Raw genomic sequence first — 24,312 nt, 5'->3', positions numbered from 1 at the left:
ACCGTACGTCTCCGGCTTCCATCACGTTCGAGTCCTCGCGTCACTCGAGAGAGTTGCGCCTGACCAGCCATTGCCACCGGCTCAGCCGCCACACAGCTGCTCCGACGACCGGGACAAGCCACACGACCCCCACCCACGACAGACTGCCTCGTAGGCCGAGATGATGACCGACGACGTCGACGGTCGCGAACATCGACAGGGTGAACCACACCGAGAACAAGACCAGCAATGCGAACGCGATGTAGAACGGCCGGTTGAAGTCAGCGCTGCACGCAGCGTCTCTGGCGCATTCCGACAGTCCGGCCTCGGCGAGCAGCACATGCTCAATGTACGTGTTGACGGCAGCAGTACGGCTGTTTTCGTTGCTGTGGACCGGCCACATCCGCGTGGGCCGACGGTCGGAACGAACCCCTGGCCGTGGGGGGACGAGACACGACGGACGGAGAACCGAATGGAATCCGTACCGCAGATACCGTGACTGGATGAAGACACTGCGATTCGCCTCGATCATCTCGGTGCTGTGCACGGTGGTCATCTTGTCGTTCGTCGTGCCATCACTCGTTCTGTCAGGTGTTGTCGAGGTCTCAGGCGGCTTCGAGTACATGGTGGTGTTCCCGACGCTGATCGGCTTGCTGTGCGCCTTCGTTGCACTGATCGTCGGCGGCGCGTGTGTCTTTCGGGGACGCTCGCGCACGGTGGCGTCGATCCTCACGACCCTCGGCCAGTTGACCACCCTAGCGCTCGGCGCAGCGATCGTCGTGTGGGCGACGAACTTCGGCACGACCGGTTGGGAACTGCTTGCCCTCCCCGCCGCGCTGATCTGCGGGCAGATCCTCGTCGCGGTGGGTCTCTTCGTCTGGCGCCGCGCACCATCGGATGTCGTCTGAGAGTGCTGTGGCGGAACGTGATGAAGGTGTTCCGCCCGCTACGCTCTGCGACGATGGTCCGATGATGCGTTGGGCCCTCGACCACGGAAACCCGCTACCGCCGGGATGGAGCTACCTGCCCCGAGACGAAGAGGACGTGGCGTGGGAGTTGTTCCGTGATCGGTTTCGATCGTTCCGGCCCAGCATCTACCCGACAGACTGGCCCGCAGTTGTCGATCCTGCTCCGTCGGTAACCTTCGACCTGTCTGTCCCGGAGAACTCTCCCGGCGTGTGGAGCGCCCAATTCGATGCGATCAACGCCGAGGCGCAGCGTTGCTTCGTCCACGTGCAGGACGATCCTTACTGGATTGTGCTCGACTGGCAGCATCCCGGCTATCGGCTCAATGCAGCGGCACATGCCGAGACGTTCGACGCAGAGTGGCCGGTGCCGGTGTTCCCGAACGGCGACTACTACATCTTCGCTCGGCCCGACTTCAGCACTGGCACATTCGGACATCCGTGGGAGAAGACGCTGTGCGTGTTCGGTTCCGAGCTGGTTCAGACGTTGGGCCGGACCCTCGCAACATGGCTCCCGCGCAAGCGCGAGAACGGTGACCCGCTGCCGGGGTAGTCGACAGATGCGATCCCGCATGCGACTTCCACGCAGGCATCGTTGAATCGTCTGCGGTGCGATCGATTACACCATCGCTCAACGCAGATTCTTGCGCACCAGCGGTTCTCCGGCTCAGCCGACGCCCGGCACGGGGACCTGCGCGCCGGTGATCGCACTCGAGGCGTCGGAGACCAGGAACGAGATCGTCTGAGCGATCGACTCGGGCGACACCCAGCCCGCCCGCGACGAATCCGGCTGACTAGCGCGGTTGCCCGGGGTGTCGATCACCGACGGCAGGATCGCGTTCGCCCGGATGCCGTCGGACTTGTACTCGGCGGCGAGCGCACTGATGAACGCCCACACCGCCGCCTTCGACGTGATGTACCCCGCGGCACCGGAGAAGGGTGCGAACGCCGCCTTCGCCGACACCCCGACGATCGACCCGCCGCCGGCCTCGATCATCTTCGGAATGGCCGCCGCGGACAGCAGATACAGCGGCCGCAGGTTGAGCCGGAGCAGTCGCTCGAACTCGTCGACCGGTGTCGCGTCGACCCGCTCCCCCATCGCGAACCCGCCCACCAGGTTCACCACCGCTGTCACCGGCGCTGACGCGTCGCTCGCGGCGATCGCCACGACCTCGGCGACCGACGCCTCGTCGAAGAGGTCGGCGTGCACACCGACCAACCGGTCCGATTCCGGGAGGCGTGACAACCCGGCTTCGGTGCGCCCGGGCACCACCACGCGCCATCCGTCGTCGAGCAACGTGCGGGTGACCGCCGCCCCCAGGCCGCCCGTACCGCCCGACACGATCACCGTCTGCGTCATCCCGCCGACCCTACTGGAGGCGGGCCCCTGGGTGGAGGCGCACGCGCCTACGATGGTCGTCGATGACCGACGACCGTGTTCCCGAGATCGGAGACGAACCCCGGGAGCGTGAACCGGACGGTCGGCGCCCTGGAGACGCCGGGCGGAGCAGCATGTTCGCGTCGTTGCGCATCCCCAACTACCGCCTCTTCTACGCCGGCATGGCCGTCTCGATGACGGGTTCGTGGATGCAGGCGACGGCGCAGGCGTGGCTCGTGCTGACGCTCAGCGGATCGGCGTCCGTCCTGGGACTCATCGTCGCCCTGCAGGCGCTACCGGTCCTGCTCATCGGACCGTACGCGGGCGTTATCGCCGATCGCGTCGACCGCCGACGCCTGCTCATCGTCCTGCAGTCGATGATGGGGCTGCTGGCCGCGGTGCTCGCCGCCATCACCCTCACCGGGGTGGTGCAGGTCTGGCACGTCGGCGTGCTGGCGGTCATGCTCGGGCTCGGGCATGCCTTCGAACAGCCGGCGCGGCAGGCGTTCATCCATCAGATCGTCGGCAAAGACCTCATCCGCAACGCGGTCACACTCAACTCGGTGATGGTGAACGCCGCTCGCGCGGTGGGTCCGGCGGTAGCCGGGGTGATCCTGGCCCTCGTCGGTTCCGGTCTGTGCTTCGCGATCAACGCGGTCAGCTTCATCGCCGTGGTCGCGTCGCTGCTTGCGCTCGACTCGTCGAAGATCACCGCGGAATCACCGGTTCCGCGCGCGAAAGGTCAGCTGCGCGAGGGTCTTCGATACGTCCGGAGTCGTCCTGTGCTGTGGATCCCGCTCGCCACGATGGCGCTCGTCGGCACCCTGACGTACAACTTCCCGGTCACGCTGCCCGCCGCCGCGGACTTCGTGTTCGACGGCGGGCCGCAAGCCCTCGGTTTCATGACGTCGGCGATGGGAGTGGGTGCGGTAGTCGGCGGACTCGTGGTCGCGGCTCGCGGGAACACCGGACTGCGCCCACTCACGCTGGCGGCCTTCGGTTTCGGGATCACCGTCGGGGCGACCGCCCTCGCACCGAATCTCCCGACGGCGATCTGCGCCCTGTTCCTCGTCGGCTGGTTGAGCGTCACCTTCATGTCGACGGGAAACGCGACCCTGCAGCTCAATTCCGAACCGCGGATGCGGGGCCGGGTGATGGCGTTGTGGTCGGTGGCGTTCATGGGCTCGACGCCGATCGGGGGTCCGATCGTCGGCGCGATCATCGAGACATTCGGTGCGCGCGTCGGTCTCGCGGTCGGCGCCGTTGCGTGCCTGGGCGCCGGAACACTCGCCTTCCTGGCCGCGCGCCGGAGCGGAGCCGGCGCCTCCTAGACGAGCGGCCGCCCCATTTTGACCCGGAGCCGGACATCGGCCAGCAGGAGCCGGAAACCAAACTGCGACACCCACAGCGGAGTGCGACGCTCTTTCTCCACCAGCCGGCCGACGTAGCCGTCGAACCACGCCTGATCCTCGTCGGTCCACTCGACCCGGAGTGCGTCACGGAACGGCTGCGGCAGATAGCCGATGGTCCGGCGCAATTTCACCGGACCGTACTTCTCCTGGATGCGTTCCGGCGCGTAACCGAAATTGGCGATGTCGAGGAGGAAGTCCCGGATCTCGTCGCTGATCTCGATGCGCGAGACCTGGTCGTCCCAGTAGGTGGTGAACTCGTCGCGCGTGGCGGGCCACGCCTCGGCCGGCATCTGCAGCGTCGTCCCGCAGACCTTGCCCTGCTGGTAGAACTTCTCGCGATCCGCGCCCTGCAGCGGTCCGTGGACACGCTCGTAGATGTCCTCCCACCCGAAGTAGAGGCACGCCGCGACCCAGAGCTGCAGGTCGGTGTTCATCGCGTTGTACTCCACGGGACTGTTCTCGCCGGAGCGCACCTGCGCGTGCTGGCGGTTGACGGCGTGCCGGTACCGGCGCCGGTCGTCGGCGTTGCCGAGAATCGCGACCGCCAGATACGACGCGGTGGTCCGTGCGCGTTTGACCGGATGTTTGTCGAGCCGCCCGTTCTCGACCTTGCTGTGCGCGACACCGTAGCCGACCGCCGGATTGGCGAGCTGCATGATGACGTTCGTCGTGCTCATCGTCTGTCCCATCGAGAGCAGCGAGCGCGCGAAGAAGCTGCTGTCGATGTTGTCCATCTCCACCCGCGACATCCGCTCGTCGGATTGCGTCATGACCCCCACCCATTCTGATAACGCTTGTTGTCTGATTGCTGCCAGCTTAGCGGGGAGCGCGCGGGCCGACAATCCCGCACCCGGAGGACCCCCTCATACGACAAACCCCGGCTCACCCGAAGGTGAGCCGGGGTTCGGCGTCGGTGATCCAGCTGTCAGTAGGTGTAGAAACCGCGACCGGTCTTCCGTCCGAGGCGGCCGGCGTCGACCATGCGACGCAGCAGCGCCGGCGGCGCGTAGTGGGGTTCGGCGAATTCCGCGTACAGCGACTCCGCTGCGGAGAGCGTCACGTCGAGGCCGATGGTGTCGAGCAGGGTCAGCGGCCCCATCGGGTAGCCGCAGCCACCCTTCATCGCGAGGTCGATGTCCTCGGCCGAGGCGTAGCCCGAGTCGAACATCCGGATGGCCTGGCACAGGTACGGGATGAGCAGGGCGTTCACGATGAAACCGGAACGGTCACCCGCGCGGACCGCGGTCTTGCCGAGGGTGTCGGTGACGTATGCGCTCACGGCGTCGGCCGTCTCCGGCGCGGTGGTCAGCGTGGAGATGATCTCGACCAACGGCATCACCGGTACCGGGTTGAAGAAGTGCACGCCGACAACGCGTTCGGGGGTCTTGGTCGCGGTCGCGACCTTGATGATCGGGATCGACGACGTGTTGGTCGCGAGGATGGTGTCGGCACCGGTCGCCTCGTCGAGGTTCGCGAAGATCTGCCGCTTGAGCTCCTCGACCTCCGGGGCTGCCTCGATCACCAGCTCGCGATCGGCGAGGTCGGCGTAGTCGGTCGTCACCCGCAGACGTCCGAGGGCGGCGTCGGCGTCGTCCTGCGCCAGCTTGTTCTTGCTGACCGCCTTGGCCAGCGACTTCTCCACCCGCGCCCGCGCGGCGTCGGCGAACTCCTGCTTGACCTCCACGATCACGACATCGCTGCCGGCCTTCGCACACACCTCCGCGATGCCCGCTCCCATGGTGCCTCCGCCGATGACGCCGATCTGTTGCACAGTGAACCTCCGAAGTCGAGTGATACGAGATCAAACGGTAGTCGGTCGCCGGATCGGTCATCCGAACGACTCCCGGCACCCCGGGAACATTCGTCCTCGACGTCGCCTCCAAGTACATGAACCGCCCAGAAGCACTCACCCCACTTGGAAGGACATACCAATGAGCACCGAGATCCCCGCCGACGCCGTTCTCATCGACACCGACGGCGACGGAGCCGTCGACGCCGCACTCACCGACGTCGACGGTGACGGCACCACCGACGCCATCCTCGACACCGACGGCGACGGCCAGGCCGACTCGATCGCCTACGACACCGATGCCGACGGCGAGATCGACGTGATCGAGGCCGACACCGACGCCGACGGCCTCACCGACATCGCCGTCGCCGACACCGACGGTGACGGCACCTTCGACACCGCGGTCGACGGCGAGGGCAATGTCGAGGTCGGTGACTTCGGCAGCATCGACGGCGGCGACGCCGTCTGACGTCTGACGCACCCTGCACCCGACACGAGCCGGCCCGGAGACCCCGGGCCGGCTCTGTTCGTCCGTTCGAATTCGACGATTCGCCGATGTCGTCTCGGCTCGCCCACTAGCGTGTCTCAGATCACGATCGGGGGATGCGATGATGCCTACTCGTTTCGACGCGCGACACAGGGTCCGTTCGGGGGTCCGCCGGCGCCGTCGTCGCCATGCCGCCACCTGCCTCCTGGCCGGTGCGACGCTTCTCTCCACGATGCTGGTCGCGGCCCCCGCCGGCGCGGCCAACCACTACTTCCCCGACATCTCCGAGGTCGCGGTTCCCCAAGCGGACTGCGGGCCGGGCTCACTCCCCGAACCCGGCCTGCAGGGTGATGTCAGCGCCGAAGATCGTCTGTCCGGGCGGAGCATGCGCGGCTACCGCTGCAACATCACGCGGATCGGCGGTGTCCGCGGCGCCGGCGGCGGGATCGTGTCGGCGAACTTCGAGCACTGCAGCTACACCGGCAGCCTGTTCCCCGGAAACAACTGGGTGAACCCGCCGGGCGTACAGGTCATCGACGCATCCGACCCGAGCGCGCCGCGAGTCGTCGGGTCCCTGACGGATCCGGCGATGCGCGGCGGCACGTGGGAGACGTTGAAGATCAACAAGGCGCGCAAGCTCCTGGCCGCTACGTCGGTGCCGTTGCTCTGGGGCGGCGGCTTCTTCGCCGTATACGACATCTCCGACTGCACCCGACCCAAGCTCCTGAACACCGGTCCGGGCACGTCGACGCCCCTGCCGTTCACCTCGCACGAGGGCGGCTTCTCCCCCGACGGCCGCACCTATTGGGCGTCCGGGGTGTTCCCCGGGCACCTCAGCGCCATCGACATCGCCGATCCCCGGTCGCCCCGCGTGATCTGGCAGGGTCTGCACTCGTTCCTCGGGCACGGGTTCGGCATGTCCCCGGACGGCAACCGGATGTACCTGTCCAACATGGCCGGCGTCACCGTGCTCGACGTCAGCGACGTCCAGGAGCGCCGGCCGCACCCGCAGGTCCCGCACACCGCGGCCTATCTCTGGCCCGACGGCCAGCTGAACCAGCACTCGATCCCGATCACCTACCGGGGCCGGCCCCACATCGTCACCGCCGACGAAGCAGGTTCGGGCGGCGTCAAGATCTTCGACGTGACGCGGGTGAACAAGCCCCGGTACACCGCGCAGATCAAACTCGAGATCAATCTCCCCGAGCACCTCGACACCAATCTGCGGTCGTCGACCGGCGGGTCGCTGTTCAGCAGCAATCCGCACTACTGCACGGTGGACCGAGCGACCGATCCCACCGCGCTCGCGTGCGGCTGGGAATCGTCGGGTATCCGGGTCTTCGACATCCGCGACTTCGACCGGATTCGCGAGATCGCCTACTACAACCCGCCGGCCCGCAAGGGCACCACGATCGCGGAGTCGCCCAACTCGCCGCACGTCGTCGGCTCGCTGATGGGCTTGCCCGCCGTCGAATTCCTCAGCCTCGGTATGTCGATCGCGAACGGCAAGGTCCGGTTGAACGAGATGGTCGGTCCACGTAGCGGGATGATCGTCGGCGGTGACATGTCGACGGACTGGTGCATGTCCCCACCCGAGTTCCGCGGAAACGAGCTGCGGGTCACCTGTTCCGACGGCGGCTTCCAGGTGTTGCGGTTGAGTCCCGCGGTGTACACGCCACCGCCGGACCAGAACTCCTCGATCGGATGAGCGCTTCTCGCCTCGGCGTCCCGCTGGTGCGCGCGATGGTCCTCGGCGTGACCGCGGCCCTGCTCGTCACCATGGGTGTCGTCGTCGGGGCGGTGTGGCAGGGACGCGATCACGACTCATCCGCGATGAGCGTGTCCGACATCGGCTTCGCGCAGGACATGTCGGCGCACCACGACCAGGCGATCCTCATGTCGCGGACGATCGGTGCGGTGCCCGGAGTCGCGCCGCAGATCCGCGGCGTCGCCGACCGGATCGTCCACACGCAGACCGCCGAAACCGCCACGATGCGTGGCTGGTTGCTGTGGTTCGACGAACCGGTGACCGCGCCGGAGCCGATGTCCTGGATGTCCGGCGGAGACCCTCACCACGAGGGCACCCATCACGACGAATCCCCTCGGCCGATGCCCGGCATGGCGAGTATCGACGAGATCGGCAGTCTCTCCACCCTGCCACCCGGCGAGGCGGAGATCTTGTTCCTGCAGTTGATGATTCGGCACCACCGTGGCGGGATGTCGATGGCCCAGGCGGCATACAACGACGAGCGGACCGGTTCCGCGACGAAGGACCTCGCGCTCATGATGATCGGCGACCAGGGCGACGAGATCGGTCTGATGACGATGCTGCTCGCGGAACGTGGCGCCGACCCGTTGCCGACCTGATGGCAGGGGCGGCAACGGATCGAACGTCTAGTCCGTCTTCGGATGCAGGATGAACATCTCCCACACCTCTTTCTGGTCCGCGGCCCAGGGGTCGTAGACGAACGGGGCGTGCCGTAGGGCCATCCCCGCCTTGCGCGGCGTCCGGTTGGCCTTGAAACCGTTGCAGGACTTGCACGCCGCGACCTGGTTTCCGAATGTGCTCGGCCCACCCTGCGAGACCGGGACGATGTGGTCGACGGTGTCGGCGGGACCGTCGCAGTAGGCGCAGATCCATTGATCGCGCCGCAGGATGGTCGCGTTCGACGCGTAGGAGTCCATCGTCTTACCGGCGAACGGGCGGTAGGCATCTCGCTTGATCGCCACCACCCTGTGGATCGGCAGGGACAGCGTCGGCGAATGGACGACGCGGACCAGCGGCGTGCCCTCGACGTTCCGCGCGACCTCGGTGGTCAACAGAACCGCGGCGCGACGCCAGGTGACGCGCGCCAGGATCTGCAGTCCGGCGTTGGTGACGAAGATGGTCATGACAGCTCCTCGATGCGTGGGCGAGTGAGTGCGCCGACCACCGAGGTTCATGACCTCAGGAACTGGTGACGCGTGATGTGATCGGTCCCGGCCTTCCGTCGGACTTCAGTCCGCACGGACGGTCGGAGGGGGCCGTCCGCCACTCGCCGGCGAAAGCCTTGTCACCCATCGACATCTGCGTCACCTCCTCTCGTTGGTCTGGCCCGCTCTGTCGCCACGATAACCGCGGTCGATGGACGCTGCCACCGTTTATGTCCGGCGTGTTCGGATGTTCACCCAGTTCACACGGGCTGTTTGCAGGAGTTTTTCACCGCGTGCCGGTCCCGCGGGACAATGTCCGGCGCTATCGTCGGCGGATGCCCACCGAGGAGACCGCCGAGAATCCCCCTCCGCAGCCACCCGTGTCGACCCTCGACGCGTTCGCGTCGGTGGTGCTGGGACTGGTGCACGCGGTGCTGGCGCTGATCACGATCGCCGTCGCGGGTCTGACGGTCTTCGTCACCGACGCGTGCGCCTACGAGGAGTGCGGGAGTCCGGTCTGGACCGAGGTGGCCATCGGGGTGGGCATCGGGTCGGCCGTGGTGCTGGTGGCGGTGTCGGTGACCCTCGTCGTCCGCCGCGTGCGCCGAGGACTCCCGGCCTGGCCGGCCGCTGCGTGGTGCTGCGCCATCCAGCTGGCGATGATCTTCGTGGTACTCGAGATCGGCATCCAGGCCGGGACCCTCGACTGAGTGATCAGAAGATCTCGGGTAGATCTTCCGACACGGTGTTGGGGTAGGTCGCCGGACGCTTCTCCAGGAACGACATGACGCCTTCGTACACGTCACCGGACTGCCCGCGGTAGAAGATCGCCTTCGAGTCGGCGTGGTGGGCATCGAGCGGACTGGGCGCACCGGCCATCCGCCACAACAGCTGTCGGGTCAGCGCCGCCGAGACGGGGGCGCTGTTCGCGGTCATCTCGCGGGCGACGGCGATCGCGGTCTCGAGCACCTGGTCTTTGGGGACCACCTGCTGGATCAGCCCGCGTTCATGGGCTTCGGCGACGGGCACCATCTTCGCGCCGATCGTCCACTGCAGTGCGGTCGGCAACCCGACGAGCCGCGGCAGGAACCAGCTCGACGCGGCTTCGGGCACCAGGCCGCGGGCGGCGAAGACGAACCCGAACTTCGCGTCCTCCGAGGCGATCCGGACGTCGGCGGGCAGCGTCATCGTGACGCCGACGCCGGCCGACGGACCGTTCACCGCCACCACGATCGGCTTCAGCGAGGCGAACATCCGCAGCGTCAACTTGCCACCCTCGTCCGCCGGAACCTCGTCTGAGTCCACCACTGACGAGGCGTCGAACGTGGACCCACCCGCCTCGAGATCGGCGCCGGCACAGAACGCGCGGCCGTTGCCGGTCAGCACGACGGCACGAACGGAGTCGTCAGCGTCGGTCTCGTCGAACGCGGCCCGCAACTCCTCGCCCATCTGCATGGTGAAGGCGTTGAGCCGGTCGGGTCGATTGAGCCGGAAGATCGCGATCTCCCCGTCTCGCTCGACGGTGATGGTGGGCTGGTCCTGTCGGGACTTGCGCCCGACCTCAGATGTATCGCTCGTCACAGATCGATGTTATCGGGCGCTGGGACACTCCGCGTCGGCTGTGTCAATCCGCGGAACCGCGCGCCAGCCGGGCACAACACAACGGCGGCGCCACCCTGCCGGGTGGCGCCGCCGATCGTGTCAGATCAGATCACGCGGATCGGCTATCAGCTCGCGTCGGCCTCGCCGGCCTTGGTGAGCTCGACCGGTGCGTCGGGAACCATGCGCGGCTTCTCCGAGCCGGTGAAGACGAACCGGGCGTCGTCGCCGTCGCCCTCGCCGTCCCAGTTCTCGACGTCGACCAGGACGATCTGTCCGGGAGCGATGTCGCCGAACAGGATCTTCTCCGAGAGCTGGTCCTCGATCTCGCGCTGGATGGTGCGACGCAGCGGACGCGCACCCAGCACCGGATCGAAGCCGCGCTTGGCCAGCAGGGCCTTCGCGCGGTCGGTGACCTCGAGAGCCATGTCCTTGTTCTTCAGCGCACCCTCCACGCGGGTCAGCATCAGATCGACCATCTGGATGATCTCTTCCCGCGTGAGCTGGTGGAACACGACGATGTCGTCGATGCGGTTGAGGAACTCGGGACGGAAGTGCTTCTTGAGCTCGTCGTTGACCTTCTGCTTCATCCGTTCGTAGTTCGACTGGGTCCCGTCGCTCGACGAGAAGCCCATGCCCACGGCCTTGGAGATGTCCGAGGTACCGAGGTTCGAGGTGAAGATCAGCACGGTGTTCTTGAAGTCGACCGTGCGACCCTGACCGTCGGTCAGGCGACCGTCTTCGAGGACCTGCAACAGGGTGTTGTAGATCTCCGAGTGGGCCTTCTCGATCTCGTCGAACAGCACCACCGAGAACGGCTTCCGGCGCACCTTCTCGGTGAGCTGCCCGCCCTCTTCGTAGCCGACGTACCCGGGAGGGGCACCGAACAGACGCGACGCGGTGAAGCGGTCGTGGAACTCGCCCATGTCGATCTGGATGAGGGCGTCGTCCTCGCCGAACAGGAAGTTCGCCAGCGCCTTCGAGAGCTCGGTCTTACCGACACCGGACGGACCGGCGAAGATGAACGAGCCCGACGGCCGCTTCGGATCCTTCAGGCCGGCACGGGTACGACGGATCGCCTTCGAGACCGCCTTGACGGCGTCCTCCTGCCCGATGATCCGCTTGTGCAGCTCCTCCTCCATGCGGAGCAGACGCGTGGTCTCCTCCTCGGTGAGCTTGAACACCGGGATGCCGGTCCAGTTGCCGAGGACCTCGGCGATCTGCTCGTCGTCGACCTCGGCCACGACGTCCATGTCACCGCTGCGCCACTGCTTCTCGCGCTCGGCGCGCTCGGCGACCAGCTGCTTCTCCTTGTCGCGGAGGCTGGCGGCCTTCTCGAAGTCCTGCGCGTCGATCGCGCTTTCCTTCTCCTTGCGCGCATCGGCGATGCGGTCGTCGAACTCACGCAGGTCTGGCGGCGCGGTCATCCGGCGGATGCGCATGCGCGCGCCGGCCTCGTCGATGAGGTCGATCGCCTTGTCCGGCAGGAACCGGTCGTTGATGTAGCGGTCGGCCAGCGTGGCGGCGGCGACCAGCGCGCCGTCGGTGATCGAGACGCGGTGGTGCGACTCGTACCGGTCGCGCAGGCCCTTGAGGATCTCAATGGTGTGCTCGACAGACGGCTCGCCCACCTGCACGGGCTGGAAGCGGCGCTCGAGTGCGGCGTCCTTCTCGATGTACTTGCGGTATTCGTCGAGGGTCGTCGCGCCGATGGTCTGCAGCTCGCCGCGGGCCAGCTTCGGCTTGAGGATGCTGGCGGCGTCGATGGCACCCTCGGCGGCACCTGCGCCGACGAGCGTGTGCAGCTCGTCGATGAACAGGATGATGTCGCCGCGGGTGTTGATCTCCTTGAGCACCTTCTTGAGGCGTTCCTCGAAGTCACCGCGGTAGCGGCTGCCCGCAACCAGCGAACCGAGGTCGAGGGTGTAGAGCTGCTTGTCCTTGAGGGTCTCGGGGACCTTGCCGTTCACGATGGCCTGCGCCAGGCCTTCGACGACGGCGGTCTTGCCGACGCCGGGCTCACCGATCAGCACCGGGTTGTTCTTGGTGCGGCGGCTGAGCACCTGCATGACGCGCTCGATTTCCTTCTCCCGGCCGATGACCGGGTCGAGCTTGCCCTCGGAGGCCGCGGCGGTCAGGTTACGACCGAACTGGTCGAGGACCAGCGAGGTCGACGGGGTGCCGGACTCGCTGCTGCGACCGCCGGTGCCCGCCTCCTGCGGCTCCTTGCCCTGGTATCCGCTGAGGAGCTGGATGACCTGCTGGCGGACCCGGTTGAGGTCGGCGCCGAGCTTCACCAGCACCTGGGCAGCGACGCCCTCGCCCTCGCGGATCAGGCCGAGCAGGATGTGCTCGGTACCGATGTAGTTGTGGCCGAGTTGCAGGGCCTCGCGCAGCGAGAGCTCCAGCACCTTCTTGGCACGCGGGGTGAACGGGATGTGTCCCGACGGCGCCTGCTGGCCCTGGCCGATGATCTCCTCGACCTGGCTGCGAACCCCTTCGAGCGAGATCCCGAGCGACTCGAGCGCCTTGGCCGCCACGCCCTCGCCCTCGTGGATGAGGCCGAGGAGGATGTGCTCGGTACCGATGTAGTTGTGGTTGAGCATGCGCGCTTCTTCTTGGGCCAGAACCACAACCCGACGCGCGCGGTCGGTGAACCGTTCGAACATTGTTCTCCCTCACATTGCTAGCGCCCCGGCCGCCGCGGAGACCACCTCGGAGGTCCCAGAGGACAACCGGTGCGGATAGACGACGACCAGCCTGCTTCCACTCTAGAGGTCGTCTGGGGTGCACCTGCAGTTAACGCCTGCGCAGAGTGCATGGATCCCCCGTTGCGGCGGGGATGTGCCCAGTACAACTGCGCAGGCCGGGGCTGTGTTCCCCGCCGTCTACGCCGAGAGCGAACGGGCCGCCGACGGCCCGGGATGCGCCCCCACCGGGCACTGGGACCCGCGACGCGGCGCCCGCGTTGTGCCCGACAGCAGCCGGGTATCGCGGAAACCGCCGGCCGACGAGACCACAGGAGGCGAATGGGGACCACCCCGGGCCCTGTCGGACCTCAGTGGATCTGATCCACCCCTGACTGTGACCCCGCGCGTCGAACGAGCAGCAGGGTGCATCTGGGTACGACCCGGTACACGGCGAGCACGGTCACCGACGCGCGACGGACGCCTATCACATGATACCGACAGAATGCAGGGACCCAGTTCTGTTGGACAACAAAATTTTTCGGATTGACAGCCACGACTCGCCGTGTAAACTCGAACACACATTCGCATCAGCGGTTCTCGGGGGGTCACCGCAATGTCCGACACCACACGCGTCGGTGGCGATTCGACAGCGCCGCAACCGCGTGCCGTCGAGCTGGTGGCCGACCTCCACCGCATCCTCGACGAACTACAGACCGTGGACCTGGCGCCGTGCACCGATACCGAGTTGGCCGATCTGGCGGCCGACACCGAGAAAGCGATCGCCCGGCTGACCGTGGCCGGTGACCGGCAGATCGATCAGGCCGAGGCCCGCGACCTGCCCCGAAAAGCCGGGTGCCGAACACTCATGCAATTCATGACCCACCGGCTACGAGTCTCGAACCCGATGCGGCGTCGCAAGCAAATGGACGCCACCGCCCACCGCACCAGCCTCGGCGGCGAACTCCTCCCACCCGAATACCCCTGCCTCGCCGAAGCGTTCGCACAAGGCGCGGTCGGCACCGCGCACGTACAGGCCACCCTCGACGTCCTCGACCGCATCCCGGGCACCATCGACCACGACATCAAGGTCGCCGCCGAGCGACAGATGGCCGAGATCGCCGAAGCCCACACCCCCGCCGACATCACCCAACTCGGTGCCCGCCTGCTCGCCCACCTCGACCCCGACGGCACCCTGGCCGACGACACCGACCAGAAACGACGCCGCGGCCTGTGGATCGGCCGACAACGCGCCGACGGCACCGCCAAAATCTCCGGCACCCTGACCCCCGCACTCGCCGCCCGGCTCACGATGATGTTCGCCGTGTGGGGCAAACCCGGACTCAACAACCCCGACGACCCCGCCTCACCCAGCGGACCGGCCGGCACCGCCGACCCCGAAGCCCTCACCGCCGCAGCCGACCGCGACGGCCGCACCCTCGCCCAAACGAATCACGACGCCCTCGACGCCGCCCTGGCCGCAGGCTTCGCCGACGGAACACTCGGCACCTCGCACCGCGGGCTACCCGTGCAACTGATCATCAAGGCCGACCTCTCCGACCTGATCCGCGAAGCCGGACTCGCGACCACCGCCACCGGAACCCTGCTGCCCGTCCGGGACCTGATCGCGATGGCCGGTGACGTCCAGCCGTGGTTGGCGATCTTCAAAGACGCCACCACCGTCCCGCTGCACTTCGGGCGGGGTAAACGCTTGGCCACCCGCGAACAACGCCTGGTGTCCTTCGCCCGTCCCGACGGGGAAGTGTGCTCGGCACCCGGCTGCGATCAACCCGCCACCCACGTCGACATGCATCACGCACAGAAAGACTGGGCCAAGGGCGGTCTCACCGACATCGACGACCTCGCCCCCGCCTGCCCACGCCACAACCGGATGGTCGGCGACCAACCCGGCCAATACACCACCCGGATCGTCCGGTCCGGCCCCGACGAAGGCGGCTGCCTCTGGCGGTTGAACGCCGAACCCGGCGCACCGCCCAACCCCGAACGCCTCAACCGCCGACCCGACATACCCAGGCGGTTCGCACACCACCTCAACACCGTGCGCGACGACATCCACGGACCACCAACCCGGCCCGGCGATCAACCACGCCCAGACGGCCACACCCACGACGACGCACGCCGCTCATGGGCGACAGTCAGCCACGTCATCGACGTCCGACCACCCCGACCCGGCCGACGACAGGTCCGCCCCTCCCTCGTCGAAGCACACCTCATGGAGCTACTCGCCACCCACTGAACCGGGTAGAACAACTCACACGGATCCGTCCAAACGGTCCGCCCCATCGGCGATCGGACTAGCGTCGTGGTCCATGAGTGATGACGCCGCTCGACCGTCCACGTCGGTCCATGCCGAGACCAAGACCGGCGAGCGGCGATTGCCCACGCGCCGGGTCAATCTGACCGTCTTCATAGCCTCGGCTGTCATCGTGGTCGCCTTCGCCGTCTGGGCGCTGGCGGCACCGGCAGCGGCCGAGTCGACGATCAACGACGTACGCGACTTCATCACCCGCTGGTTCGGCTGGTGGTACTTCATCCTCGCCACCGCCATCGTCGGTCTCGTGGTGTTCCTCGGCCTCAGCAAGTACGGGCGCTACCGGCTCGGACCGGAGGAATCGCGCCCCGAGTACAGCCTGTTCACCTGGACGGCGATGCTGTTCGCCGCGGGGATCGGCATAGATCTGATGTTCTTCTCGGTCGCCGAACCGGTGACCCATTTCCTCAACCCGCCGACCGGGCCCGCGGAGACCAACGAGGCTGCGCGCGAGGCGGTCACGTGGACGGTCTTCCACTACGGCGTGACCGGCTGGGCGATGTACGCGCTCATGGGTGGCGCGCTCGCGTATTTCGCCTTCCGCCACAATCTCCCGCTGACGATCCGGGCAGCGCTGTACCCGATCTTCGGCAAACGTGTCGAAGGCCGCTGGGGCGACGCGATCGACGTCGCGGCCGTCCTCGGCACCATCTTCGGCATCGCCACCTCACTGGGGATCGGGGTCGTCCAGCTCAACTTCGGGCTGAACGAGATCTTCGGGATCGAACAGGGCAAGGCGGCTCAGATCGGCCTGATCGTCCTGGCTGTGGTGATCGCGACCGCGTCTGCGACCTCTGGTGTCGACAGGGGCATTCGACGCCTCTCCGAGATCAACGTCATCCTGGCCATCTGCCTGCTCATATACATCACGGTCGCCAAAGACGCGGACTTCCTGCTCAACGGGCTCGTCCAGAACGCGGGCGACTATGTGTCCACATTTGCCGACCGAACACTCGACACCTTCGCCTGGGACCAGGTGAACCCGCCGCCCGGCAACGACGCCCGCGCCTTCGTCGACGGCTGGACCCTGTTCTTCTGGGCGTGGTGGGTGGCCTGGGCGCCGTTCGTCGGACTCTTCCTCGCCCGCATCTCGCGCGGACGCACGTTGCGGCAGTTCATCTTCGGCGTGCTGGTGGTCCCGTTCAGCTTCATCCTGGTGTGGATCTCGATCTTCGGGAACAGTGCCCTGCAGGTGGCCCGCGGCGATGCGGATTTCGCCGAGACGACGGCCTCTACACCCGAAGCCGGGTTCTATTCGCTGCTCGATCAGTACCCGGGTTCGACGCTGCTCATCGGGATCGCAACCATCACCGGCCTGCTGTTCTACGTGACCAGCGCCGACTCCGGCTCGCTCGTGATGGGCAACTTCACCAGTCGCCTCGGCGACCCGATGGCCGATTGTGCCCGTTCGCTGCGCATCTTCTGGTCGGTGGCCATCGGCCTGCTGACGCTGTCGATGCTGTTCGCGGGCGGCGGCGACGGGTCGATCCTGACCCTGCAGGCCGCGACGGTGATCATGGGGCTGCCGTTCTCCTTCGTCCTCGGGCTGATCGGTATCTCCCTGCTGCGCGCCGTCCGCAACGAGTCGGTCAAACTCGACAGCTTCCGGACGACCCTGCCGAAGGTGATCGCCGTCGGGCGCGGTCCCACCGAACACGGCAGTTGGCGGCAGCGACTCGTCGGGACCCTCCGCTTCCCCGGTCCGGTCGCCACTCGGAAGTTCATCGGGGCCAGCGTCGTTCCGGCGATGACCGAGGTCGCCGAACAGTTCGGTCGCGAGGGGATCACCGCGACGGTCGACGAGTCGGCCGAGAACGAAGGGCTGCCGTCGCCGCGCCTGGTCGTCGAACTCGCCGAGGTCCCCCGGTTCGAGTACTGCGTGTGGCCGGTCTCGGCGCCGACCCCGACGTACGCGGTCCGGACCCAGCGGTCCGACGATCGCTACTTCCGGTGCGAGGTGTATCTCACCGAGGGGTCCCAGGGCTACTCGCTCACCGGATACACCCGCGACCAGATCATCGGTGACATCCTCGACCAGTACGAACGCCATCTCGGTTATCTGCATCTGCGGGATGCGGCCGGTGATCACCACGACCCCGAACCCGATCCGGCCGCCGGCGACGGTACCGTGCCCGACAGCGACACGGACATCCCCGACAGCAGTTCCGAAGGAGCACCGGCTCGATGAGCGAGACCCTCTACATCGGCGGCCGCTGGCGGCCCGCCGCCTCCGGCGAGACCCGTGAGATCCGTTGTCCCGCAGACAACTCGTTCGTCGGTGTGGTGGCCGAGGGCGGTGTGGCCGACACCGAGCAGGCCATCGCGGCGGCCCGCCGGGCGTTCGACGGCGACGAGTGGAGCGCCACACCCGCCGCCGACCGTGGGGACCTCCTTCTCCGCGTCGCCGCCCAGATCGCCGAGCGCCGAGACGAGTTCGTCCGCGCCGAGACCCTCGACACCGGCAAGCGGCCCTACGAGTCGGACATCGACATGACCGACATCGCGAACTGCTTCCGGTACTTCGGCAAGCTCGCGGCGGCCGACGCCGGGCGCGTGGTCGACACCGGGTCAACCAACGCCGATTCGCGCATCGTGTACGAACCGGTCGGCGTCTGCGGATTGATCACACCGTGGAACTACCCGCTGCTGCAGGCGGCGTGGAAGGTCGCGCCGGCACTGGCGGCAGGCAACACCTTCGTGCTCAAGCCCGCCGAACTCACCCCGCACACGTCGATCCTGCTCATGCAGGTCCTCGAGCAGGTCGGTCTCCCGGCAGGCGTGGGCAACCTCGTCCTGGGCGCGGGCGCCGAGGCCGGCGCTCCGCTGTCGTCTCATCCTGACGTCGACCTGGTCTCGTTCACCGGTGGGCTCGTGACCGGCCGGGTCATCGCCCGCGAGGCGGCGGCGACGGTGAAGAAGGTCGCGCTCGAACTCGGGGGCAAGAACCCGAACGTGGTCTTCGCCGACGCCTGCGCCACCGACGAACTCCTCGCGGCAGCGGTCGACAACGCGCTCAACGCGGCGTTCCTGCATTCGGGGCAGGTCTGTTCGGCCGGAGCCCGGCTCATCATCGAGGAGTCCGCACACGATCGCTTCGTCGATGATCTGGTCCGCCGCGCGGAGCAGATCCGGCTGGGCCTGCCCTACTCCGAGGGCACCGAGACCGGACCGCTCATCTCGGCGGCACACCGAGACAAGGTGCACGCCTACGTCGAACAGGCTCGTGCGGATGGCGCGATCATCCGCACCGGTGGCGCGTTCGCCACGGGCGATGCGGGTTCGGGGCGCCTGGACGACGGATGGTTCTATCTGCCCACCGTGATCGATCGCGCCGACCGTTCGATGGCCTGCGTGCACGACGAGGCGTTCGGACCGACCGTCACCGTGGAGACCTTTGCCACCGAGGACGAGGCCGTGACCCTGGCCAACGACACCGTCTACGGTCTCGCGGGGGCCGTCTGGTCGGCCGACGCGGCACGCGCCCGCCGCATCGCCGGACGAATCCGGGCCGGAACGGTGTGGGTCAACGACTTCGGGCCGTACCTGCCGGAAGCCGAGTGGGGCGGTTACGGCCAGTCGGGCTTCGGGCGGGAGCTCGGACCGTCCGGTCTGGCGGAGTACCGCGAGGCCAAACATGTCTACGAGAATCTCCGACCGGGCGTGACCGGCTGGTTCGCGGACCGGTCCGGAGACGGCGAGGAGCGACGATGAGCGAGACCTACGACTACGTGGTCGTCGGCGGCGGCTCCGGGGGTGCCGTGGTGGCGTCGCGGCTGTCCGAGGACCCCTCGGTCTCGGTGTGCCTGCTGGAGGCGGGTCCGTCCGATGTCGGCGACGACGCGATCCTGCGGCTCGACCGGTGGATGGAACTCCTCGAATCCGGTTACGACTGGGACTATCCCATCGAACCGCAGGAGAACGGCAACGACTTCATGCGCCACGCCCGGGCGAAGGTCCTCGGCGGGTGCAGTTCGCACAACAGCTGCATCGCCTTCTGGGCGCCGCGCGAGGACCTCGACTCGTGGGAGCGTGACTTCGGGTGCGCCGGATGGGGTTCGGCGGAGTTGTACCGCCTCTACCCGCAGATCGAGACCAACGACGCGCCGGGCGCGCACCACGGTCGCAGCGGTCCGGTCCACCTCATGACGGTGCCGCCGAACGACCCGTGCGGGGTCGCCCTGCTCGAGGCCTGCGAGTCGGTCGGCATCCCCCGCGTCGAGTTCAACAGCGGCAGCACGGTTGTCAACGGCGCCAACTTCTTCCAGATCAACCGACGACCCGACGGTGTGCGCGCCTCGTCGTCGGTCAGTTATCTGCACCCGCACCTCGACCGGCCGAACCTCACCATCCGCACCGGATCGTGGGCAAAACGGGTGGTCATCGAGCGGGTCGACGGCGAGTTGCGTGCCGTGGGCGTCGACATCACCGACAACGCGTTCGGTCGCACGACACGGATCGAGGCCCGGGGCGAGGTGATCGTGTCGGCAGGGGCGATCGACTCCCCGAAGTTGCTGATGCTCTCGGGAATCGGGCCGGCCGACTATCTGCGCGAGCACGAGATCGAGGCCCTCGTCGACGCGCCGGGGGTCGGTGAACACCTGCAGGACCACCCCGAAGGGGTGATCGGGTTCGAGACCGCGAAGCCGATGGTCCGCGAGTCGACCCAGTGGTGGGAGGCGGGCATCTTCACCACCGTCGATGCGGGTCTGACCCGGCCGGACCTGATGATGCACTACGGCAGCGTGCCGTTCGACATGCACACCCTTCGCCAGGGTTATCCGACCAGTGACAACACCTTCTGCCTGACACCGAACGTGACGCACGCGCGGTCACGGGGCACGGTGCGGTTGCGCTCCCGTGACTTCCGCGACAAGCCCCGCGTGGACCCGCGGTACTTCACCGACCTCGAGGGCTACGACATGCGGATCATGATCGCGGGCCTGCGCAAGGCGCGGGAGATCGCCGCCGCGGAGCCGCTGGCGACGTGGGTTGCGCGCGAACTCTATCCGGGCCCCGCCGCCACGAGCGATGCCGAACTGGCCGACTACATCACCCGCACCCACAACACCGTCTACCACCCGGTCGGCACCGTGCGGATGGGTGCGCCCGACGACGAGCTGTCGCCGCTCGATCCCGAACTCCGCGTGAAAGGTGTTGCAGGACTCCGGGTGGCCGACGCGTCGGTGTTCCCGGAACACACGACGGTGAACCCCAACCTCACCGTGATGCTCGTCGGCGAACGCTGCGCCGAGCTGGTGCGCGCCGGCGGCAACTGACCGCCAGGAGCGACTAGGTCGCGAAGGAGTCGACGATCCGTTCCAGGACGGCGGCGACCTGTTCGGTGGCGGCCTCGCGATCGTCGGCGGCGGCGACGTAGAGCGCCGCCTCGTCGAGCGCGCCGATCGCGACGTGGGCCAGCGGGCGCGTGGGCTGCTCGACCGCCTGGCCCGTGGCGATCGCGGCCGCGATCAGGCCTTCGACGAGTGCGAACCCGAATTCTTCTCCGCGAGCACGCCATTCACTCCATCCGAGCACCGACGGCGCCTCGACGAGCGTGATCCGATGCACCTCCGGCTCGGTGCACAGCCGCAGGAACAGACGCATACCCGTCTTCAGCGCGGCGAGCGGGTCCTCGCCGGCGCGCTCCCCCACGGCCGCCGCGATCTGCGCGACGATCGACTGTTCCACGTCGTCGTAGACGGCGACGAACAGCCCTTTCTTGTCGTCGAACTGGTGGTAGAGCGCACCGCGCGTCACGCCGGCCTCGGCGACGATCTCCTGGGTGCCGACGTCGGCGAAGCCGCGTTCGCCGAACAGCTTCCGGCCGGCGTCGATCAACGACGCGCGGGTCGCCGCGGTCCGCTCGGCCTGGGTACGACGGTTGACTTTCATACAGGTTGCACGTAACTTTCGTACTGAGTGTTCGTAAGTTACCGAGTCTACGAGAAGCGGGTCTCGCCATGACGACTGCAGTGCCGACCGTCGAACTTCCGTCCGGCGTCATCGAGTACGCGACCTACGGTCCGGACGACTCGGCGCATCCGCCGATCGTCTTCGTCCACGGCGCCGTCGTCGACCACCGGCTGTGGGAACCGACGGCGCAGTTGCTCGCCGAGCGCGGATTCCGGTGCCATGTGCCCCTCATGCCGCTGGGCTCGCACCGCATCCCGCTCGGACCCGGAGCCGACCGCTCGCCGCGCGGGATGAGCAAGCTCCTACGTGAGTTCGTCGACCGGTTCGGCCTGTCGGACGCGACCCTCGTGGCCAACGACTCCGGTGGCGCCATCACCCAATTCGCTCTCGACGACGATCCCGCGTTCGTCAGCCGGCTGGTGTTCACCAACTGCGACGCCTTCGATCTCTTTCCGCCGCAGCCGTTCCGGTTGTACTTCGCACTGATGAAGCACCGACTCCTGCTCAAACCCCTGGCCGAGGCGATGCGCCTGCGTGCACTGCGCCATTCCGCGCTGGGCGTCGGTCTGCTGTTGAACGATCCCGATCCCGACTTCACCGGCTCGGTCTTCGAACCGCTGCAGCGCGACGTACGCATCCGCAACGACTTCATCGCGTTCCTCCGCGGCATCCGCCCCGCCGAACTGGCGCAGATCACCCTGCGGATGTCGCGCGTCGACCTCCCGGTCCGAATAGTGTGGGGTAGCGACGACCGGTGTTTCACCCCGGCCCACGGACGCCGCCTGGCCGCCGTCTTCCCGGGCGGGGCGCCCTTCGTCGAGGTTCGCGACGCCCGGACCTTCGTCTCACTCGACCAGCCACAGATTCTGGCCGACGAGATCATCGAGCTCACCGTCGGAGAACGCACCGCTCCGTGACCGCCCGGAGAACGGCGCAAGTTTTTTTCGCCACGGGCGTCGGATCATCGGGTCCGGCCGCGACGATAGAGATGTGAGCAGCGACCAACCGGTTTCTTCGGCCCGGGGACCAGAGGGATTGCTGGCGGTCTACGACCAGGCACTGCCGGAGGTGTACGGCTTCGTCGTGCGGCGCTGCACGGATCGTCGTACCGCCGAGGACGTCACCTCGGAGACCTTCCTGGCCGCCATGGACTCCGTCCGACGACGCCGCGACACCGAACCGACCACTCCGTGGCTCATCGGGATCGCCCGGCACAAGCTCGCCGACCACTGGCGACGTGCACAGCGCACGCCGGAACCGGTCGACGACCTGCCCGACCACGGGGACGACCCGTGGGACACCGAACTCGACCGGATGGTCGCCCATCACACGCTCGGCCAGTTGTCGCCGATCCACCGTTCGGTACTGACGCTGCGCTATGTCGACGATCTCCCCGTCGGCGAGTGCGCGGAGATTTTGGGCCGCACGGTCGGCGCCACCGAGGCGCTTCTCACCAGGGCCAAGCGGGCGTTCCGCGCCGCCTACCCCGAAACACAACCCCAGCCCAGCGAGAGAGGAGGTCACGCATGAGCACCCGGAACAGCTCGCGCTTCGACGCAGCACGAGATCCGCTGCACGTCCTGAACGCAGCGCGCACGCCGGGCTTCGACGATCCGGTCCGTCCCGACCTGGATTTCGCCGCCGCGCTGCGGGACCGCCTCGAGCGCGGGGCGACCCTACCCGAAGGAGTCGTCATGGCCACCGCAACACAACTCGACGCAACCGAGACCGTCCGGACCGAGGCGCCCGCCCGACCGGAACCGACGGTCGAACGCCCCGGCGCCCTCCCGTATCTCGTCGTCGCCGAACCGCAGGCCGCGATCGACTGGTACGTCGACACGCTCGGCGCCCGGCTGCGCGGCGAGCCGATCGTGATGTCCGACGGCGTGATCGGTCACGCCGAACTCGAACTGGGCGGCGGCGCCGTTTATCTCGCCGCCGAGTTCCCGGACCTCGGACTCCGGGCGCCCGCACCCGGACAGGTCTCGGTCAGCCTGATGGTCGCCGTCGACGACACCGACGACGCGGTCGCGACGGCCGCCCGCGCGGGAGCCGCGGTGACCCGAGAGCCGTACGAAGCCCACGGCACCCGCACCGCGGTGATCGTCGACCCGTTCGGCCACCGCTGGATGCTGAGTGGACCGTCGAAGACCGTGGGTACCGAGATGGTCCATCAGGGCGACATCGGTTACATGTCCCTGAACACGCCCGACGCCGCCCGCGCCCGGCGCTTCTACGGCGACGTCCTCGGCTGGGAATTCGACGCCGAGGGCCGACGCGTCACCAACGTCGGCCATCGCCTCGGCATCTTCGAGACCGACGGCGCACCGACGATCTTCTGCGCGTACGCCGTCGACGATCTCGAGGCCGCACATGAGCGCATCGTCGCAGCGGGCGGGCGGGGCGAGTTCGGCGCAAGCCCCGACGGTCATCGCCTGGTCGACGCCGTCGACGATCAGGGCGTCCGGTTCGCGGTCTACGCGGCGAACCCCGACGACGAACGGCCGCAGGCACACCCGCGCGACCCCGGGGCCATGACCTACCTGACGGTGCTGACGCCCGACAGCGGACGATTCCGCGCGTTCTACGGATCGGTCCTCGGCTGGACGTTCCACGGTGGACGCATCGACGACGGCTGGGAGGTCGACGACTCGCGACCGCAGGTCGGGCTCGCGGGCGGCGCCGAGAGCTCGGTGGCGGTGCCGATGTGGACGACCGACGACGTCGTGGCCACGGTCGAACGTGTCCGGGCCGCGGGCGGCACGGTGCTCGAGGAACCGAACGCGGCCCCTTACGGCATCTCGGCGCGGTGCACCGACGACCAGGGCGCTCAGTTCTACCTCGGTCAGTTGTTCTGA

General features: G+C 67.6%; 22 protein-coding genes. 14 read left to right on the top strand and 8 right to left on the bottom strand.

Annotated elements, in window-relative coordinates:
• Positions 1-40: 40 nt before the first annotated feature.
• Positions 41-319, bottom strand: a complete 279-nt coding sequence (locus LEL84_RS19195; protein WP_139114201.1) for a hypothetical protein — start codon at positions 317-319, stop codon at positions 41-43.
• Between the two features lie 163 nt (positions 320-482).
• On the opposite strand from LEL84_RS19195, the gene LEL84_RS19190 reads away from it, so the two are divergent.
• Positions 483-887 carry a hypothetical protein gene (locus LEL84_RS19190; protein ID WP_159370096.1) on the top strand — a complete coding sequence of 135 codons (405 nt, stop codon included), beginning with the start codon at positions 483-485 and terminating at the stop codon, positions 885-887.
• A 61-nt stretch (positions 888-948) separates the two neighbouring features.
• The gene (locus LEL84_RS19185; RefSeq protein ID WP_159370095.1) at positions 949-1,497 is read left to right on the top strand and encodes a DUF2716 domain-containing protein; all 549 of its coding nucleotides are present in this window, start codon (positions 949-951) and stop codon (positions 1,495-1,497) included.
• A 114-nt stretch (positions 1,498-1,611) separates the two neighbouring features.
• Here the strand turns inward: LEL84_RS19185 and LEL84_RS19180 are convergent, their stop codons facing one another.
• Positions 1,612-2,304: an SDR family NAD(P)-dependent oxidoreductase gene (locus tag LEL84_RS19180; protein ID WP_226512517.1), complete on the bottom strand. Its 693-nt coding sequence runs from the start codon at positions 2,302-2,304 to the stop codon at positions 1,612-1,614.
• A 62-nt stretch (positions 2,305-2,366) separates the two neighbouring features.
• On the opposite strand from LEL84_RS19180, the gene LEL84_RS19175 reads away from it, so the two are divergent.
• Positions 2,367-3,653: an MFS transporter gene (locus LEL84_RS19175; RefSeq protein WP_226512516.1), complete on the top strand. Its 1,287-nt coding sequence runs from the start codon at positions 2,367-2,369 to the stop codon at positions 3,651-3,653.
• Here LEL84_RS19175 and LEL84_RS19170 read toward each other — a convergent pair.
• Together LEL84_RS19170 and LEL84_RS19165 are read right to left on the bottom strand one after the other, a co-directional pair.
• On the bottom strand, positions 3,650-4,504 hold the full coding sequence (locus tag LEL84_RS19170; protein WP_226512515.1) for an oxygenase MpaB family protein: 855 nt from the start codon (positions 4,502-4,504) through the stop codon (positions 3,650-3,652). The genes LEL84_RS19175 and LEL84_RS19170 overlap by 4 nt on opposite strands.
• Positions 4,505-4,659: 155 nt before the next feature.
• The gene (locus tag LEL84_RS19165) at positions 4,660-5,505 is read right to left on the bottom strand and encodes a 3-hydroxybutyryl-CoA dehydrogenase (protein WP_226512514.1); all 846 of its coding nucleotides are present in this window, start codon (positions 5,503-5,505) and stop codon (positions 4,660-4,662) included.
• 160 nt (positions 5,506-5,665) lie between these two features.
• Here LEL84_RS19165 and LEL84_RS19160 point away from each other — a divergent pair, with 160 nt between their 5' ends.
• From LEL84_RS19160 to LEL84_RS19150, 3 genes are all read left to right on the top strand, one after another.
• Complete coding sequence (locus tag LEL84_RS19160) at positions 5,666-5,992, top strand: hypothetical protein (protein ID WP_226512513.1); 327 nt, start codon at positions 5,666-5,668, stop codon at positions 5,990-5,992.
• A gap of 139 nt (positions 5,993-6,131) precedes the next feature.
• On the top strand, positions 6,132-7,718 hold the full coding sequence (locus tag LEL84_RS19155; RefSeq protein ID WP_413466880.1) for an LVIVD repeat-containing protein: 1,587 nt from the start codon (positions 6,132-6,134) through the stop codon (positions 7,716-7,718).
• The gene (locus tag LEL84_RS19150; RefSeq protein ID WP_068970475.1) at positions 7,715-8,377 is read left to right on the top strand and encodes a DUF305 domain-containing protein; all 663 of its coding nucleotides are present in this window, start codon (positions 7,715-7,717) and stop codon (positions 8,375-8,377) included. The genes LEL84_RS19155 and LEL84_RS19150 overlap by 4 nt, the downstream gene beginning before the upstream one ends.
• 27 nt (positions 8,378-8,404) lie before the next feature.
• Here the strand turns inward: LEL84_RS19150 and LEL84_RS19145 are convergent, their stop codons facing one another.
• The gene (locus LEL84_RS19145) at positions 8,405-8,902 is read right to left on the bottom strand and encodes an HNH endonuclease (RefSeq protein ID WP_226512512.1); all 498 of its coding nucleotides are present in this window, start codon (positions 8,900-8,902) and stop codon (positions 8,405-8,407) included.
• 356 nt (positions 8,903-9,258) lie between these two features.
• On the opposite strand from LEL84_RS19145, the gene LEL84_RS19140 reads away from it, so the two are divergent.
• Positions 9,259-9,633 carry a hypothetical protein gene (locus LEL84_RS19140; RefSeq protein ID WP_058251203.1) on the top strand — a complete coding sequence of 125 codons (375 nt, stop codon included), beginning with the start codon at positions 9,259-9,261 and terminating at the stop codon, positions 9,631-9,633.
• 4 nt (positions 9,634-9,637) lie between these two features.
• Here LEL84_RS19140 and LEL84_RS19135 read toward each other — a convergent pair whose 3' ends face one another.
• Entirely contained in the window at positions 9,638-10,504 is an 867-nt protein-coding gene (locus LEL84_RS19135; protein ID WP_068970474.1) for an enoyl-CoA hydratase-related protein, read from the bottom strand.
• Positions 10,505-10,650: 146 nt separating this feature from the next.
• Entirely contained in the window at positions 10,651-13,191 is a 2,541-nt protein-coding gene (locus LEL84_RS19130; protein WP_058251205.1) for an ATP-dependent Clp protease ATP-binding subunit, read from the bottom strand.
• A gap of 634 nt (positions 13,192-13,825) precedes the next feature.
• Here LEL84_RS19130 and LEL84_RS19125 point away from each other — a divergent pair.
• The 4 genes from LEL84_RS19125 (at position 13,826) to LEL84_RS19110 (ending at position 20,817) form a co-directional block, all read left to right on the top strand.
• Positions 13,826-15,466: an HNH endonuclease signature motif containing protein gene (locus LEL84_RS19125; RefSeq protein ID WP_226512511.1), complete on the top strand. Its 1,641-nt coding sequence runs from the start codon at positions 13,826-13,828 to the stop codon at positions 15,464-15,466.
• A 73-nt stretch (positions 15,467-15,539) separates the two neighbouring features.
• Positions 15,540-17,729, top strand: a complete 2,190-nt coding sequence (gene betT / locus LEL84_RS19120) for a choline BCCT transporter BetT (protein WP_226512510.1) — start codon at positions 15,540-15,542, stop codon at positions 17,727-17,729.
• Entirely contained in the window at positions 17,726-19,252 is a 1,527-nt protein-coding gene (locus LEL84_RS19115) for an aldehyde dehydrogenase family protein (RefSeq protein WP_226512509.1), read from the top strand. Before betT ends, LEL84_RS19115 begins: the two co-directional genes overlap by 4 nt.
• Positions 19,249-20,817, top strand: a complete 1,569-nt coding sequence (locus LEL84_RS19110; protein WP_226512508.1) for a GMC family oxidoreductase — start codon at positions 19,249-19,251, stop codon at positions 20,815-20,817. Before LEL84_RS19115 ends, LEL84_RS19110 begins: the two co-directional genes overlap by 4 nt.
• A 13-nt stretch (positions 20,818-20,830) precedes the next feature.
• On the opposite strand, the gene LEL84_RS19105 is transcribed toward LEL84_RS19110, so the two are convergent.
• Positions 20,831-21,433, bottom strand: a complete 603-nt coding sequence (locus LEL84_RS19105) for a TetR/AcrR family transcriptional regulator (RefSeq protein WP_226512507.1) — start codon at positions 21,431-21,433, stop codon at positions 20,831-20,833.
• A gap of 68 nt (positions 21,434-21,501) precedes the next feature.
• Between LEL84_RS19105 and LEL84_RS19100 the strand changes: the two genes are divergently transcribed.
• The 3 genes from LEL84_RS19100 to LEL84_RS19090 all read left to right on the top strand — a co-directional run bounded on the left by LEL84_RS19100 (position 21,502) and on the right by LEL84_RS19090 (position 24,312).
• Positions 21,502-22,371, top strand: coding sequence for an alpha/beta fold hydrolase (locus tag LEL84_RS19100; protein WP_226512506.1), 870 nt, complete (start codon positions 21,502-21,504; stop codon positions 22,369-22,371).
• A gap of 73 nt (positions 22,372-22,444) precedes the next feature.
• A complete protein-coding gene (locus LEL84_RS19095) occupies positions 22,445-22,984 on the top strand; it encodes an RNA polymerase sigma factor (protein WP_226512505.1) in 540 nt (179 codons plus the stop codon).
• Positions 22,981-24,312 (top strand): VOC family protein, encoded by a 1,332-nt coding sequence (locus LEL84_RS19090; RefSeq protein WP_226512504.1) that lies wholly within the window; start codon positions 22,981-22,983, stop codon positions 24,310-24,312. The genes LEL84_RS19095 and LEL84_RS19090 overlap by 4 nt, the downstream gene beginning before the upstream one ends.

It is taken from the genome of Gordonia sp. WA4-43 (assembly GCF_020520305.1).
GTDB lineage: Bacteria > Actinomycetota > Actinomycetes > Mycobacteriales > Mycobacteriaceae > Gordonia > Gordonia hongkongensis.
This window is presented reverse-complemented; position numbering and strand designations above follow the sequence as displayed.